The 14451-nt window shown below is 40.1% G+C and carries 12 protein-coding genes, 1 tRNA gene and 2 pseudogenes; 10 read left to right on the top strand and 5 right to left on the bottom strand.

Annotated features, from left to right (window positions below; all coding sequences use genetic code 11):
• The first annotated feature begins 277 nt into the window (after positions 1-277).
• The 3 genes from C3D30_RS07980 to intS all read left to right on the top strand — a co-directional run bounded on the left by C3D30_RS07980 (position 278) and on the right by intS (position 2679).
• Positions 278-1210, top strand: coding sequence for a formate/nitrite transporter family protein (locus tag C3D30_RS07980; protein WP_016158707.1), 933 nt, complete (start codon positions 278-280; stop codon positions 1208-1210).
• A 75-nt stretch (positions 1211-1285) separates the two neighbouring features.
• Positions 1286-1360: transfer RNA gene (locus C3D30_RS07975), tRNA-Arg, on the top strand.
• A 161-nt stretch (positions 1361-1521) separates the two neighbouring features.
• Positions 1522-2679: a prophage integrase IntS gene (gene intS / locus C3D30_RS07970; protein WP_105286717.1), complete on the top strand. Its 1158-nt coding sequence runs from the start codon at positions 1522-1524 to the stop codon at positions 2677-2679.
• Between the two features lie 94 nt (positions 2680-2773).
• On the opposite strand, the gene C3D30_RS07965 is transcribed toward intS, so the two are convergent.
• The 4 genes and pseudogenes from C3D30_RS07965 to C3D30_RS07950 form a co-directional block, all read right to left on the bottom strand.
• Complete coding sequence (locus C3D30_RS07965; RefSeq protein ID WP_105286716.1) at positions 2774-3826, bottom strand: acyltransferase family protein; 1053 nt, start codon at positions 3824-3826, stop codon at positions 2774-2776.
• A gap of 160 nt (positions 3827-3986) precedes the next feature.
• A complete protein-coding gene (locus C3D30_RS07960; protein ID WP_105286715.1) occupies positions 3987-4400 on the bottom strand; it encodes a hypothetical protein in 414 nt (137 codons plus the stop codon).
• Between the two features lie 291 nt (positions 4401-4691).
• A pseudogene (locus tag C3D30_RS07955) lies at positions 4692-5716 on the bottom strand (IS630 family transposase).
• A 265-nt stretch (positions 5717-5981) separates the two neighbouring features.
• Positions 5982-6700, bottom strand: a pseudogene (locus C3D30_RS07950) (IS3 family transposase); the annotation flags it as partial.
• A 269-nt stretch (positions 6701-6969) separates the two neighbouring features.
• Here C3D30_RS07950 and C3D30_RS07945 point away from each other — a divergent pair.
• From C3D30_RS07945 to C3D30_RS07915, 7 genes are read left to right on the top strand one after another with little or no spacing between them, the layout of a single operon-like run.
• Positions 6970-8085: an FAD-dependent oxidoreductase gene (locus tag C3D30_RS07945; protein WP_105286714.1), complete on the top strand. Its 1116-nt coding sequence runs from the start codon at positions 6970-6972 to the stop codon at positions 8083-8085.
• A gap of 5 nt (positions 8086-8090) precedes the next feature.
• Positions 8091-9128, top strand: a complete 1038-nt coding sequence (locus C3D30_RS07940) for a glycosyltransferase family protein (protein WP_016158710.1) — start codon at positions 8091-8093, stop codon at positions 9126-9128.
• Entirely contained in the window at positions 9116-9880 is a 765-nt protein-coding gene (locus tag C3D30_RS07935; protein ID WP_105286713.1) for a Rossmann-fold NAD(P)-binding domain-containing protein, read from the top strand. Before C3D30_RS07940 ends, C3D30_RS07935 begins: the two co-directional genes overlap by 13 nt.
• Positions 9881-9885: 5 nt before the next feature.
• The gene (locus C3D30_RS07930) at positions 9886-10701 is read left to right on the top strand and encodes a sugar phosphate isomerase/epimerase family protein (protein ID WP_105286712.1); all 816 of its coding nucleotides are present in this window, start codon (positions 9886-9888) and stop codon (positions 10699-10701) included.
• 14 nt (positions 10702-10715) lie between these two features.
• The gene (locus C3D30_RS07925; protein ID WP_016158714.1) at positions 10716-11072 is read left to right on the top strand and encodes a DMT family transporter; all 357 of its coding nucleotides are present in this window, start codon (positions 10716-10718) and stop codon (positions 11070-11072) included.
• 17 nt (positions 11073-11089) lie between these two features.
• Positions 11090-11908 (top strand): glycosyltransferase family 2 protein, encoded by an 819-nt coding sequence (locus tag C3D30_RS07920; protein ID WP_105286711.1) that lies wholly within the window; start codon positions 11090-11092, stop codon positions 11906-11908.
• Complete coding sequence (locus C3D30_RS07915; protein ID WP_105286710.1) at positions 11905-13215, top strand: hypothetical protein; 1311 nt, start codon at positions 11905-11907, stop codon at positions 13213-13215. The genes C3D30_RS07920 and C3D30_RS07915 overlap by 4 nt, the downstream gene beginning before the upstream one ends.
• A gap of 816 nt (positions 13216-14031) precedes the next feature.
• Here C3D30_RS07915 and C3D30_RS07910 read toward each other — a convergent pair.
• Positions 14032-14274, bottom strand: coding sequence for a YfdY family protein (locus C3D30_RS07910; RefSeq protein WP_000639882.1), 243 nt, complete (start codon positions 14272-14274; stop codon positions 14032-14034).
• Positions 14275-14451: the final 177 nt, after the last annotated feature.

Genomic DNA, 14451 nt, shown 5'->3' with positions numbered 1-14451 from the left:
TTTTATGGCTTATGCAGTTTGCCATCCATGACGGAACGATACCGTATCCGCCTGTTTAGGTGTGGGCGATTGTAACAGCACGTCAACTGATGTCCAGACGCCCTGGAATGCTGACTTGATCATAGCCTGGTAATCGCCGCCCTGTAGGCTACTTGATTCTGTAGAAACAGAAAAAGGCAAACGCAGCCTTTTATACATTTTCAGAGTAACTCCCGCCAGTTGCGAGCAAAAAAGCCGCTACGCTTGAGCTATACGTGCTAATTCAAGAGACGACACCATGGACAATGACAAAATAGATAAACACAGCGACGAACTTGAAGTAGAGAGCGAAGAAAAAGAACGCGGGAAAAAAATAGAAATAGATGAAGACCGGCTCCCCTCCAGAGCGATGGCTATTCACGAACATATCCGCCAGGACGGCGAAAAAGAGCTGGAGCGCGACGCAATGGCGCTACTGTGGTCAGCCATTGCAGCGGGTCTGTCGATGGGCGCATCTCTACTGGCAAAAGGGATATTTCATGTCGAACTGGAAGGTGTGCCGGGGAGTTTTTTGCTGGAGAATCTGGGTTATACCTTTGGTTTTATTATCGTCATTATGGCTCGCCAGCAATTATTTACTGAGAATACCGTAACGGCGGTACTGCCGGTGATGCAAAAACCGACTATCGGCAACATCGGCTTACTGATGCGGTTATGGGGTGTCGTACTGCTGGGTAATATTCTCGGAACAGGTATTGCGGCGTGGGCGTTTGAGTATATGCCTATCTTTAATGAAGAAACCCGCGATGCGTTTGTCAAAATCGGCATGGATGTGATGAAAAACACCCCCAGCGAGATGTTTGCCAACGCGATCATCTCCGGCTGGCTTATAGCCACAATGGTATGGATGTTCCCTGCTGCGGGAGCGGCAAAGATTGTCGTAATTATATTGATGACATGGCTTATCGCACTGGGCGACACTACCCACATCGTCGTCGGTTCTGTAGAGATCCTCTATCTGGTCTTTAACGGCACGCTGCACTGGAGCGATTTCATCTGGCCATTCGCGCTACCTACTCTGGCGGGAAACATCTGCGGCGGCACCTTCATCTTCGCATTAATGAGCCATGCGCAGATCCGTAACGATATGAGTAACAAGCGTAAAGAAGAGGCACGCCAGAAAGCAGAACATGCGGAAATCATTAAGAAAAATGATAAAAATCCGCTATAAGTGGCGAGGGTTTAAGCAATCGAGCGGCAGTGTACTTACCCCGCTGTTTAATAGCGGTTATACTCATGCCGCATTGTCCTCTTAGTTAAATGGATATAACGAGCCCCTCCTAAGGGCTAATTGCAGGTTCGATTCCTGCAGGGGACACCATTTATCAGTTCGCTCCCATCCGTACCAGTCCGCAAAATCCCATAAATATCAAGCTTTCCGTGCATCCACAGTTCGTCATAGTTCGCGTAAGATTGTTAACAGCCGCACTCCATGACGGGTAAAAAGTGGATAAAATAATTTTACCCACCGGATTTTTACCCATGCTCACTGTTAAACAGATTGAAGCAGCAAAGCCGAAAGAAAAACCATATCGACTTCTCGATGGTGATGGTCTGTACCTTTATGTCCCTGTATCCGGGAAAAAGGTATGGCAGCTTCGCTACAAGATTGACGGTAAGAAGAAAATCCTGACCGTCGGAAAATATCCGCTTATGACTTTGCAAGAGGCAAGGGATAAAGCATGGACTGCGAGGAAAGACATCTCGGTTGGCATCGATCCGGTAAAGGCGAAAAAGGCTTCGTCTAACAACAATTCCTTTAGTGCGATTTACAAGGAATGGTACGAGCACAAGAAGCAAGTCTGGTCAGTAGGCTATGCAACTGAACTTGCCAAAATGTTTGATGACGACATTTTACCCATCATCGGCGGTCTTGAGATTCAGGATATTGAGCCGATGCAACTGCTGGAAGTAATCCGCAGATTTGAAGATCGCGGTGCAATGGAGCGAGCAAATAAAGCCCGCAGAAGATGCGGCGAGGTTTTCCGTTACGCTATTGTCACCGGCAGGGCTAAATATAACCCTGCACCTGACCTTGCTGACGCCATGAAGGGATACCGCAAGAAGAACTTCCCGTTTTTACCTGCCGTCCAGATCCCGGCATTCAACAAAGCACTTGCAACATTTTCAGGAAGTATCGTATCGCTCATTGCGACCAAAGTTTTACGCTACACAGCCCTAAGAACAAAAGAGCTTCGTTCCATGCTATGGAAGAACGTCAATTTTGAAAACAGGATTATCACCATCGACGCCAATGTGATGAAGGGACGCAGGATTCATGTGGTTCCGATGTCAGACCAGGTAGTTGAACTTCTCACTACGCTAAGCTCAATCACTAAACCAGTATCAGAGTTTGTTTTTGCCGGGCGCAGCGATAAGAAGAAGCCAATTTGCGAGAACGCGGTGCTACTTGTGATCAAACAAATCGGCTATGAGGGTCTGGAAAGCGGTCACGGATTCAGGCATGAATTCAGCACGATTATGAACGAGCACGAATGGCCTGCTGATGCTATTGAAGTGCAACTGGCACATGCCAATGGCGGATCTGTGCGTGATATTTACAACCATGCTCAGTATCTCAATAAGCGCAGAGAAATGATGCAATGGTGGGGGGATTGGCTTGATGAAAAGGTGGGGTGAGTCAACCTTACTATATCTCGGATAGCACAAAGCCTTGCAATCCAGTGCAAAGCTTTGTGTGTCTCAGTTTTGTCTTACGCTTAAACGTATCTTTTTATTTACAATTATTTGATGCATTTAATTTTAGATTTTCTTTAATTTTAGTTTTTCTTTTCAAAATTAAGCCGCATGGAACTTCAATATATTTATAGCTTAGGTATGAAGACAGAAGAATAAGTACTATAATTGGTACAACCATCAATAATTTATCTAACATATAGATATCACATAGCTTATTTATTATACATATAATGATCACATGCGAAAGATATGTCGAGTATGACCAGTCTCCAAGTTTAGATGCAATTCTTGATATAGTACTGTTGCCAATATTCTTTTCAAGACATAAAGCGGAAACAATTAAAGCAGCGCAAGGGATTCCAATTTGGAGAAGTCTTTTTGATTCATTGCTAAAAAATATACTTATTAGTGATAATACGGATATTGTTATAGCAGTTTTAACACCAATATTTCTGAATAACCCATTGTTATAACATATAGCTATTACTACCCCCATAACGAACTCAAATAACAGTTCATCATTATAGAAAAGAAATACTGTAGATTCATTATTGCCAAGCCATGAAAACAAATTCATTACAACAAGAGGAATTAGAACGCAGCAAAATCTTTTGTTGTTTCCAGGGAATAACAGAGAAATAAATACGCAAGTATAAAATAGCATTTCAAAATTAAGAGTCCACCCAACCGTTAAGGTTGGAATGTACCAACCTATCTGTTGATTCATTACCGGAATAAAAGCAAGACTTTTTAATACATTATTTACACCAATTTCAGCAAATGGAATAACTCCGTGAAAGTTGTATGATATTATTACTACCAGCAATGTGTAAAACCAATATGCAGGAATGATTCTTACCATCCTATTGAGAGCAAATGATGTAGGTGTAATATTATTTTTCAATATTGACTTATAAATAATAAAGCCACTTATGACAAAAAATATATCAACACCATTGCCAGCCTTAAGTGCAATAGTGTGCATCAATTTGGATGATACAGACCATTGAAACATGACTTGAGAAATGTGATGATAAACAACTGCCCACGCAGCAAGTGCTCTTAAGATTTGTATTGACTTAATCACGGATGAATCCTAATGTTTTTTTCATGCATTTTATACTATACCGATCGAAAGTCCAGTTCTCTTTTCCCATATCATACTATTCGCAATATACGGTGTAAAAATATGATAAACATCAACTTCCTTATTAATGTGTTTATAAACCATTTTTGTTAAATGCTTTCTATGCCCAATAAAAATCAATACTATAAGTTATAGAGCCTTTTATTATGGCATCAACATTGACATCGCTTTTATGTACAGGATCACAATCAGGGTTGTTAAATTTGTAAAAATCAATGTGATCATTTCCGCGATCAATGGATGCCGTAAACACTTGCCACCCAGTTGTCAAACCAAAAGTTATGGAAATAACATCAGATGCTTGGTTTGCGGCTTTGTGTGGTAGGTTTCTCATTTCACCTAATTGATCTGCGAATCCGTTCAGTCTTATAATAAACTCAATAGTAACCAAACTACCATTTTTATGATATTTAACATCCCTAGCTAAAAGTCCAATACCTGTTGTCGAATCACCAAATGTTATCGCAATCTCACCATCAATAGAGCGTCGTTCTCTTAATGACTCTAGTTGCAAGGCATTCTGAGCAGATGTAATTCTTGCTGTATAGATATTAGCCGAAGTGTTATATACAATAAAAAGTTACCCCTGCAGTTTCATCTGTACAGCCAATTAGCGGCACTCCCGTGCCAAATTTACCACCATTTATGACAATATGATTACCTGGACCATGTATGTAGAAGTCCCATGCATATAATTTCCCCCACGAAAGCATTGGATTATTAAAAGTTACGTAATTATTATCTTTAACAGAAACAATCGGATTCCCCTCTCCATCTTTTGGTATGCATATATACCCAATAAACCTCAAGATGCGGGTGTGAGCACCTGAAAGTGATCATTAATTCTGGATGTCAGTGAGTCCGCTATATCCGGCAGCGTCTGGTTAAAAAAGACAGATATTGCGTCCCTGAACTCTCGCGTACTGCTGAAGTAGCGATTATTCCGGGCATGTTCGTTCATTAATTTCCACATTCTTTCTATCGGATTCAGGTTTGGACTGTAAGGGGGAAGGTAATGCAGCCTGATATTTACCACTTCCGCACAGTCTTTCACTAACTGTGAACGGTGGTAACCTGCTCCATCCAGAATAACATGGATTTTCTGGTTATAATCAGGATAAACCTTTCATATCTCATTGAAAAAACGGGATACATTATATTCATTAATGTTTTTATATTCGCAGATTAGCGGTGACGTCAGTGCTTTCAGATTTAGCACCCCATGATATTCAGGCGTGTGCGGCTGCCTGTTGTTTTTACTGCTTTTTTCTGGCCTTTGCGTATCCAGCCATAGCTGATTTTAGTGGCCTAAGTTGGATGGACTCCATCAATAAAAAGAATCGGTTCATCACCCACAGTTGTTTTCAGTTTCTCATAATATTCAATCAATTGCCTTTGTTTCTCTTCACTGAATTTATGGGGAACGCCTGACGGTTTTTTGTAGGTGAAACCATTACGATGCAGCCACTTATTCATCCCCGGAATACTGAAAATGATGTTCCGTGTCCGGGTGACAAACGCAATAACATCACGGGTATGGTGAAATAAATTATCTGATAACTGGCTGATAAAAAAGGCCGTTTGTTCAGCTCTGAGTTTGCTGTATGAGCCGCCGTTTTCGGGCTTCAGTTTCCCTTTATTCAGGAATTCGGTGATATGGTGATCAATCATTGTCTGACGTAGGCATAAAACCTGAGCAATCATGGCAGAACTCCAGCCTTCGGAAGCCAGAAGAATAACTTTAAAACGATCTCTGATTCGCCCGTCACGACTGGAATCATGAAGGCGTTCAAGTTCAGCTTTTTGTTGTTCAGTAATGAATATTTTCATGTTGGACATGCTTGATCTCCGATTGCTGAAAAATCAAGCATCTCCAATAATCACGGATATAAAATCGTTAATTGTATTATCGTTACCTGACTGCAAATGCATTGCTACCCCCATTCCAATATCAGTTGCGGATGGTAACTCATAGGCACAACTGGTCATGCTGAGGCCATTACAGTTATTGATATAGTAGGCCGTTCTGACAGTACCATCACTTGTGCAACAAACCATGTTCGAATACTGTGCGTTCTCTATCCGGAAAGCTCCTGGCAAGACTTAAGCATCGTTTACCTGTCCAGATATACGTCACGTCGCCACACCACACTTGATTTGGCTCTGTCACGGCGAAGTGCCGTTCAAGATGGTCAGGAGTAGCAACATGTTCATGACCGTCACGCCTGTACCGGCGAGTCGGCTGCTGGCAACTGACCAGCCCCTACTCTTTCATAAACCTGCCAGCAAACCAGCGCCTCATCTGATAGCCTCTCTGGGTTGCCATTGTGGCGATGCTTCTTGCTCCGGCCGAACCATGGCTGATGCCATGTAGCTCAAGTACCTGACTGCGTAATACAGCCCGTCTGCCGTCTGGTTTTCCAGAACGTTTTTTCCAGTATTTGTAGCTCTTGCGATGAACCCCGAACACATGGCAGAGAGTGACCACAGGATAACGCGCCCTGCGTTTCCCGATTATCGAGAACTGTTCAGAGAGCCCGACATCAAGATCGCGGTAGCTTTTTTAATATTTCGTTTTCCATTTCAATTCGTTGTAGCTTTTCTTTAGCTCACGTATTTCGATTTGTTCCGGAGTTATCGGGGAGGCTTTTGGTGCTTTGCCATGACGCTTATCGCGCAGTTGTTTGCCCCATCTTGTCATCGTGGAAAGGCCGACATCCATAGTTTGGCGGCATCAGCCACTGTGTAGTTCTGGTCAACAACCCTTTGACCGGATTCGCATTTAAAATCCTCACTGAAATTTCTTCTTTTCATTGAGATACTTGCTTGTTCTAAGGTGAGCATATCACCGCTGTTCAGATGAACAAATTCAATAAACCACTAAAATTCACAATAAACTTTCATTCATCTCACGAATTAAGTATTATCCCAATATTAAGGACAATCTAAAAATATAATTTCGGTTAAGTTTTTGCACACCCAAATTTACCACATTAATACTTATCAACGTTAATACTTATCAATATTAATACTTATCAATATTAATACTTCTAGTTTTAACGTATTATTCGGAGATTACGATTATGGGGAGTAAAAATATTGCAATCGCAGGAGGTGGTTTTTTTGGTTTGTATCTGGCAGAACAATTTGCATTGAAGGGTTATAAAGTTACAGTTTATGAGAAAAGTCAGGAACTCATGTCCCGTGCATCCTATGTTAATCAGGCTCGAGTGCACAATGGCTATCATTATCCACGCAGCATCTTGACAGCGTTACGCTCTCGTATCTCTTTCCCTCGTTTTGTTACAGAATTTCGCGACTGCATTGAAGATGATTTTGCCAAATATTACCTTGTTGCAGGTGCGTTGAGTAAAATAACAGGTGCACAATTTAGCCGATTTTGTCAACGTATAGGTGCTGAATGTGAAGATGCTCCTCCGTCAGTGAAACGTTTGATTAATCCTGTACTTATCGATGCGGTGTTTACTACCCGTGAGTATGCATTTGATTCCCATAAGCTGCGTAATACAATGCAACAACGGCTTTCAGCAGCAAAAGTTACTATTGTAACGGACGCGGTTGTTGAAAAAGTTAGCAAATCTGGTGAGGGGTTAGAGGTAATCACAACAATATCTGGACAACCAGATATTAGCTATGTTGATCATCTTTTCAATTGTACTTATTCAAGAATTAATTATCTCTTGAATGGTTCTGAGCTTACATTAATTCCCCTTCGTCATGAACTGACGGAAATGTGCCTTGTAACTGTTCCAGATGAGCTAAAAAAAATGGGGCTAACACTAATGTGCGGCCCATTTTTTTCTGTTATGCCATTCCCACCAGCTCAACTACATTCCTTCAGCCATGTTCGATACACACCCCATTACCAATGGAATGACAGACCAAATAAACCTTATGAGGATGCATATAGAAAGTATGAACTAAATGAACGGCATTCGGCCTGGGGGCATATGATAAGAGATGCCACGCGTTATATCCCTTGTTTGAGTGAATGCCAATATCAAAGCTCACTCTGGGAAGTAAAAACAATCCTTCCACGAAGTGATAGCGATGATTCTCGCCCAATTTTATTTCGCCCGAATTATATTTTGAAGGGGCTTCACTGCGTGATGGGTGGGAAAATTGACAATATTTATGATGCTCTACATGAAATAGAACGCGTGATCGAGTTGAGTTGATAAAAATGAAAAGTGAATCTTTTGTATCAGTCGTTATTGTCATTCCAGACCACTTGAATTATATCTATGCTTCTTTATCTAAACTTGCCTCACTTCTGGATACGCTATACAGTGATTACGAATTAGTCGTGATAGCACCGGGGTTAGACAGTACGAGTGCACAGGTAGAAGATCGAGTGTTGAAGGATATTCCTTGTGTACGAATAATCCAGCTATCCACTCCCGTATTTCATGATGTTGCGTTAGCGGCTGGATTAGAAAGTGCTATTGGTGATTTTGTTGTTTTATGGAATCCACTGGCCGATCCGGTAGAAGTCGTACCTCAAAGTGTTAACAAATGTCGTGAAGGTGCCGATGTCGTAATTGGTGTCTCGAATAGCGTTCGTTCACTACGTTATCGGATACTTCGTCGACTCATGAATGTTGCATTGCGCACCATAGATTATGAGATTCCTTCTAATTCAACGGGGTTACGTTGTTTAAGCCGTCGCGCTGTAAATGCCGTTACTCGAATCGGTCGATTTCACCACCAATTCTATCTTCGTATTCACAAAACCGGCTATCCAGCCGAAGCCCTCATCTACAAACCGCTAAAACAATCAGAGGGCGCCGGGGTAGTAAAATCATTGCATCGATTGATGCACTTGGTAATATTTAACTCCACGAAGCCGCTACGTTGGATGTCTATTCTCGGTTTCGGCGGAAGTCTTGCGGGTTTTCTATTTGCTTGTTATAGCGTGTTGATCCATCTGTTCAGTGGGCTTATTGTTGAGGGCTGGACAACGTCTATATTAGTTGTAACTTCATTATTTATAATTCAGTTCGTCATGATGGCTTTTTTTGGCGAGTATTTGGGGCGCCTGCTGGATGAAAGCAACTCACAGGCAGAATATGCAGTGGTTTATGAACGAACAAGTGAAGTTATGGTTAATACCGATAGGTTTAATGTCATGCACACGTCTCTGCCACTAGAGTCTAATTATGTACAAACTGGTCGTGATGGTTTAACACCACAGACTAGGGGGGAAGAATGGACGCACTGATTGGATATTCCGGTTTTGTCGGTACAACTTTATTAAGACAACGTCGTTTCGATGCACTATATCGCTCAACCAACATCGGCGAAATTGTTGGGAAAACATTTGACACGGTAGTTTGTGCCGGTGCCCCTGCACAAAAATGGCTTGCAAATAAAGATCCTGCCGACGACATAAAAAAAATCAATAACCTAATTGAAAAATTAAAAAACATATCTTGTCAAAAATTCATTTTGATTAGTACTGTAGATATCTTTAAAGATCCAGTTAATGTTGATGAGACTACATCAATCGAAACAGAAGGATTACATGCTTACGGTGCACACAGATATTATTTAGAACAATTTGTGAGCAAACAATTCCCTGACAATCTAATTGTACGGTTACCAGGCCTCGTTGGGCCAGGTCTCAAAAAAAACATTATCTATGATTTTTTGCATAAAAATAATATTTTACAAATTGAAAGTCGTAGTGTTTTTCAATTTTACCCGATGATCAACTTGTGGTATGACATTAACATTGCGCTACAACATAAATTATCGCTGGTACATTTGACTGCGGCACCAATAAGCGTCGCTGATATAGCACAACATAGCTTTGGCTTCGAGTTTTGCAATCACATTCAGGATAAACCTGGATATTACGATATGAAAAGTTGCCATAGCCACTTATTTACTAACGATCATGACTATCAGTATAACCGTCGTGAATCATTGATGGCAATACGCGCTTATGCACAATCTGAAAATAGGCAGTAATTAAAATGAGACTTTCACTCTCAGGTATAGCCTGGAATATAACTAATGATGATTCTATCTGTCACCTACTACATTCCAGACAGATTGATGCAATAGATATTGTCCCTGGAAAATACTTCTCCAATCCGTTAGACGCAAGTGAACACGAAATATTTGCCGTTCGTAATTACTGGCATGATAATGAAATTTCATTAGTTGGTATGCAATCACTATTATTTGGAACCCAAGGGTTAAATCTTTTTTCAACCAACGAAGTACAAAAAAGAATGTTGGTTCACTTACAGGCTATCAGTCGTATTGCTGCCGGTTTAGGAATTCCAGCATTAGTATTTGGATCACCTAAAAACCGCGACCGAAAGGGATTATCTGATAGTATCACTCTTGAAATTGCAATAAATTTCTTTAATCATCTTGGTGATATTGCGCAGCAAGAAGGCGTTTATTTTTGCCTTGAACCAAACCCAGTCTGTTACGGGGCAAATTTTATGATTGACAGTGCTGAAACTGCTTTTGTTGTTCGGCAAGTAAATCACCCAGCAATTAAAATGCAGCTGGATACTGGTGCCATCATAATTAACAAAGAAAATATTAATGATATCCTTCAGCAAAACGCTGACATTATAGGTCACATTCATCTCAGTGAACCAGATCTGGCTCCTTTAGGCTGTAGCGGTGCGAATCATACACATATTGCTAATGCTCTCTATCACGCATTACCGAACTCAATTGCAACAATTGAAATGCTCGATCCCAAAAATAAACATTCGCTTTCCTCTATTGAGGATGCTCTTGATTTCGCAATTTCTCATTATCGTCAGTAGAAAGAGGGAATAGCATGAAGTGGCTCATTTTAATTCTTGGCATATTTTCTAATGCCTCGGCCAGTGTTCTTATAAAATTAGCAATAACCCCTCCCAGAAGGCTCCCAAGTCTGGCTGAACCTCTTGCTGCGCTTGCAAATTGGCCATTATGGTTAGGGATATTTCTATATGGAATTGCCTTTTTGTTATATGCTGTTACCCTGGCATTTTTACCTTTGAATGTAGCACACCCAATACTGACCTCTGGTGCAATTGCCTGTGTCGCATTATTCTCTGTCGTTATTTTCCGCGAACCAGTTTACTGGTCTACCATTACTGGAATTCTGTTGGTGATGAGTGGTGTCGCCCTTATTACCCTTAAAGTTAAGTAAAAAGTTAAGCAAACATTATGACTGAATTCATATCTCAAACACTTCGCACCAAATGGCAAGTCCCTGCCTACGAAAACCAAATGTGGCTTGGTAAAAAACACAATTATTGCGTCGTTATCCCCGTAATTAACGAAGGCAATCGTATACATAACCTATTAGCAAGAATGGCTGCCATAAATGTATCAACTTATGCGGATATAATTATTGTTGATGGTGGCAGTACCGATAGTTCTCTAAATCCCAATATCCTACAGGAAAAAGGCGTTCGAGGTCTAATACTGAAAAAAGCACAAGGTAAGCTAAGCACACAGCTAAGATGTGCCTATGCTTTTGCTCTTGAGCAAGGTTATGAAGGCATTGTGACTATTGATGGAAATGACAAAGATGATCCTGTGGCTATTCCACAATTTATCACAGCACTAAAAAATGGTGTACATTTCGTCCAGGCATCTCGTTTCCTTAATGGTGGTGTAGCAGAAAATACTCCTCTCACCCGAGATATTGCAATACGTTTTATCCATGCGCCTATGCTTAGTTTCTTTTCAGGATTTAAATGGACAGATACTACTCAAGGATTTAGGGCTTATAGTAGTAAAATGCTGCTTGACGAGCGTGTTGCACCGTTCCGTGATATTTTCTCATCTTATGAACTACTGGCATATCTCTCATACCGAGTCCCACAACTTGGTTATCGTTGCTTAGAAATTCCGACCATTCGTCGTTATCCTAAAGGTGAAATACCTACCAAAATAAATGGAATCAAAGGAAATTTTTCCATATTGATTGTCTTATTTAAAGCGTGTTTTGGATTTTATAATCAAGGAAAAGGAAAATGAGAAATATAAACATCAACAGTTATATTATTTTAATAATATTTGGCATGATAATTTTGGCTATGCGTTATACGACTCCAATCATCAATCCCTGGCTTTATGCGGAAGATGGTGTCTGGGTTGCTAATGCATTGAATCATGGTTGGCTAGAAACCTTCATTAATGCCAGAGAAGATTATTTTGTATTCTTTAATATTTTGTTTTTGTTTGTATCAACATCAATCAGCAGTATTATAAGTGGGAGTCCCTTATTACTTCTTCCGCAATCTATAGCTGTAGTATCATATTTTTTCTATAGTCTAATGGCCGTTATGGCTTTTCATTTAATTATTAAAATATCCAATCCATTATTTTCTATTTTAGCATATTTCATAACTCTCTTATTGCCTTTAGGCCATTCTCAATCTGAAAATATCGGTCATTTGTTACAAATTGGTTTTTATATGCCTGCTATAGCGAGTGCTCTTATTATACAGAGAGAGTACGTCAATAAAAAAATTGCTAAATTTATTATTGACATGATGATCTGGTTAACTGCCGCAACAAACCCAGTCGTATTTATAATTGTAGGAGTTTATTATTCCTTCAAGTTTTTAAATATTGAAAAAAAGTATATTTTAATTAAGGACATGCTACCTTTAGCAATATCCATGGTCATATTAGCTTTATTTATAATTCCTCGAATCAACGGCTCTGGTGGACTTGGTGACGCTGGCTACAACCCTAATAATATTATTGAAATGGTAACAGCTCGGCTGCTACTTTATCCATTTATATTTCCGTGGTATGAAAAATTAAATGATTCAATATCAATAATTCTATCATTTATATATATTACCTTTTGTACGACTATTATTTGCAAAACTAAAGATATAACAATAAAAAAACATTTACTTACTTTAGCGATCGCACTCTTTATCTGTCTTGTTACGACTGTTTTTGGTAGAATCGGTCTCAGTGATCTCCTGAATAACTATCAAACTACATTTCCTGATAGATATTTTGTAGGAACAAACTTTCTCTCTATCTTATTGTTCATAGCATGTTTGTCTCAATGTAATCTCTCAAAGCCAATCAGTTATTTATCTTATTTTATTTCCGGAGTGTTATTGTGTATTTATATTGTGAATGCAGACATAATATCAGAAGGTGAAATGGCAAAGAAAAACATTTTTTTAAATGATCATTTTTATTATTCAATATGTCACGCTGAAAAAATTGATAACGCAAATTCAGCCATACAAATCAAACCAGCAAACTGGGTTATGATTGTTCCAACAAACTTAATTAGCGAAATTCACTGCCACTAAAGTATTGCATGATTTATGCCCCGAAGCAGGGGCTTTAATTTTGCTGGTCACTTGATACAAATGACCAGAAACTAGCGATTCTTTTTTAAGCCGATACAGACTCAGAACTTTTCCAGTGGACGTTGTTGCCACTGGTTTAACTCAGAAATGGCCTTATTGTCATGGCGATGATGGTCATAGCGGGCACGCTGAAAGCATATAAATCTTCAATCTCACTGCAGAGATCCTGCAGCGTACCCCAAGCACAACAAGAGAATGATAATCTGTTCGATCTTATCGGGGAACGTGGTCTGGCGCTTTTTCACTAATTGGGAGTCAACCGAGCGATTAGAGTCGCGTGACGCAGTCCATTCGAAACTGCCCGTTGTGGCTTTAATAATCTTTTTACTGGAACCGTTTTTAGACCTGGCTTCCAACTACTGAACCAGACGAGAGCCAAATTCCGCAGTCAATGCAGCTGAGGTTAACTGTTTGATTAAATGATCTAAAATGCCGTCTTCATCCGTTAGATCCAGACTGAAGCACCTAAGGGTTTCATCAAAATCGAAGGGCCGGTACATACGTCATTCCTTTCTGATTGCAAATTACTGAAATGCCCCAGAATTTCTAACACTCTCTTTTTTCGTGTTTGTGCATAATTCTATGCAAAGACCTTTTATCGGAAATGACGTAAAAACGGCCACCAACTCAACAATAACGGTCATGTCCAGCCGATTGCTCTAAAGTGGCATTATATATTCACGAAATGGATGGTCACAGGTGAAAATCTCTTCAGTTGGTGCTCTGAACACCTGCCATAAAAATTTTCGCCCCCTATTACCGCCTTCCATACCCCACCATAAAGCGGATCATCAAGCCACAAGCTGGGGCAATAAACATAAATATCCCCGTTACCAGCTCATTACCGCCAGTTAACCACATAGTGAAGTAATAAATGAGGGCGGCGAGGATCACCATGCCGAAAAATGAAGAGACAGCAGATACTACATTTAGTACCTGGCCAATATATCCGCTGACACAAACGATACACAGAGCGAGAAACATCCATAAATAAATCATAGCTCAACCTCCTGCCGCGCTAAAAAACCTGTTACTTCAGGTAGTTTAATAGTAAGACAATTCTTAATCGCTGGCAATTTTTGCCAAGTCCTAATAAAAACAAGATGTTAAAAATAGAGCTTCCAGTTCTGAAAAATATTTACTTGAGTGATTAATAATCAGTAGCTGAAAACAATC

It is taken from the genome of Escherichia sp. MOD1-EC5433 (genome assembly GCF_002966005.1).
GTDB classification, from domain to species: domain Bacteria; phylum Pseudomonadota; class Gammaproteobacteria; order Enterobacterales; family Enterobacteriaceae; genus Escherichia; species Escherichia ruysiae.
This window is presented reverse-complemented; position numbering and strand designations above follow the sequence as displayed.

Bases quoted from the DNA above. Each gene is read 5' to 3' on its own strand.
- C3D30_RS07910 (WP_000639882.1), bottom strand. From the start codon at position 14,274: ATGATTTATTTATGGATGTTTCTCGCTCTGTGTATCGTTTGTGTCAGC.
- C3D30_RS07935 (WP_105286713.1), top strand. From the start codon at position 9,116: ATGGACGCACTGATTGGATATTCCGGTTTTGTCGGTACAACTTTATTA.
- C3D30_RS07980 (WP_016158707.1), top strand. From the start codon at position 278: ATGGACAATGACAAAATAGATAAACACAGCGACGAACTTGAAGTAGAG.
- C3D30_RS07920 (WP_105286711.1), top strand. From the start codon at position 11,090: ATGACTGAATTCATATCTCAAACACTTCGCACCAAATGGCAAGTCCCT.
- C3D30_RS07925 (WP_016158714.1), top strand. From the start codon at position 10,716: ATGAAGTGGCTCATTTTAATTCTTGGCATATTTTCTAATGCCTCGGCC.
- C3D30_RS07940 (WP_016158710.1), top strand. From the start codon at position 8,091: ATGAAAAGTGAATCTTTTGTATCAGTCGTTATTGTCATTCCAGACCAC.
- C3D30_RS07915 (WP_105286710.1), top strand. From the start codon at position 11,905: ATGAGAAATATAAACATCAACAGTTATATTATTTTAATAATATTTGGC.
- C3D30_RS07945 (WP_105286714.1), top strand. From the start codon at position 6,970: ATGGGGAGTAAAAATATTGCAATCGCAGGAGGTGGTTTTTTTGGTTTG.
- C3D30_RS07930 (WP_105286712.1), top strand. From the start codon at position 9,886: ATGAGACTTTCACTCTCAGGTATAGCCTGGAATATAACTAATGATGAT.
- intS (WP_105286717.1), top strand. From the start codon at position 1,522: ATGCTCACTGTTAAACAGATTGAAGCAGCAAAGCCGAAAGAAAAACCA.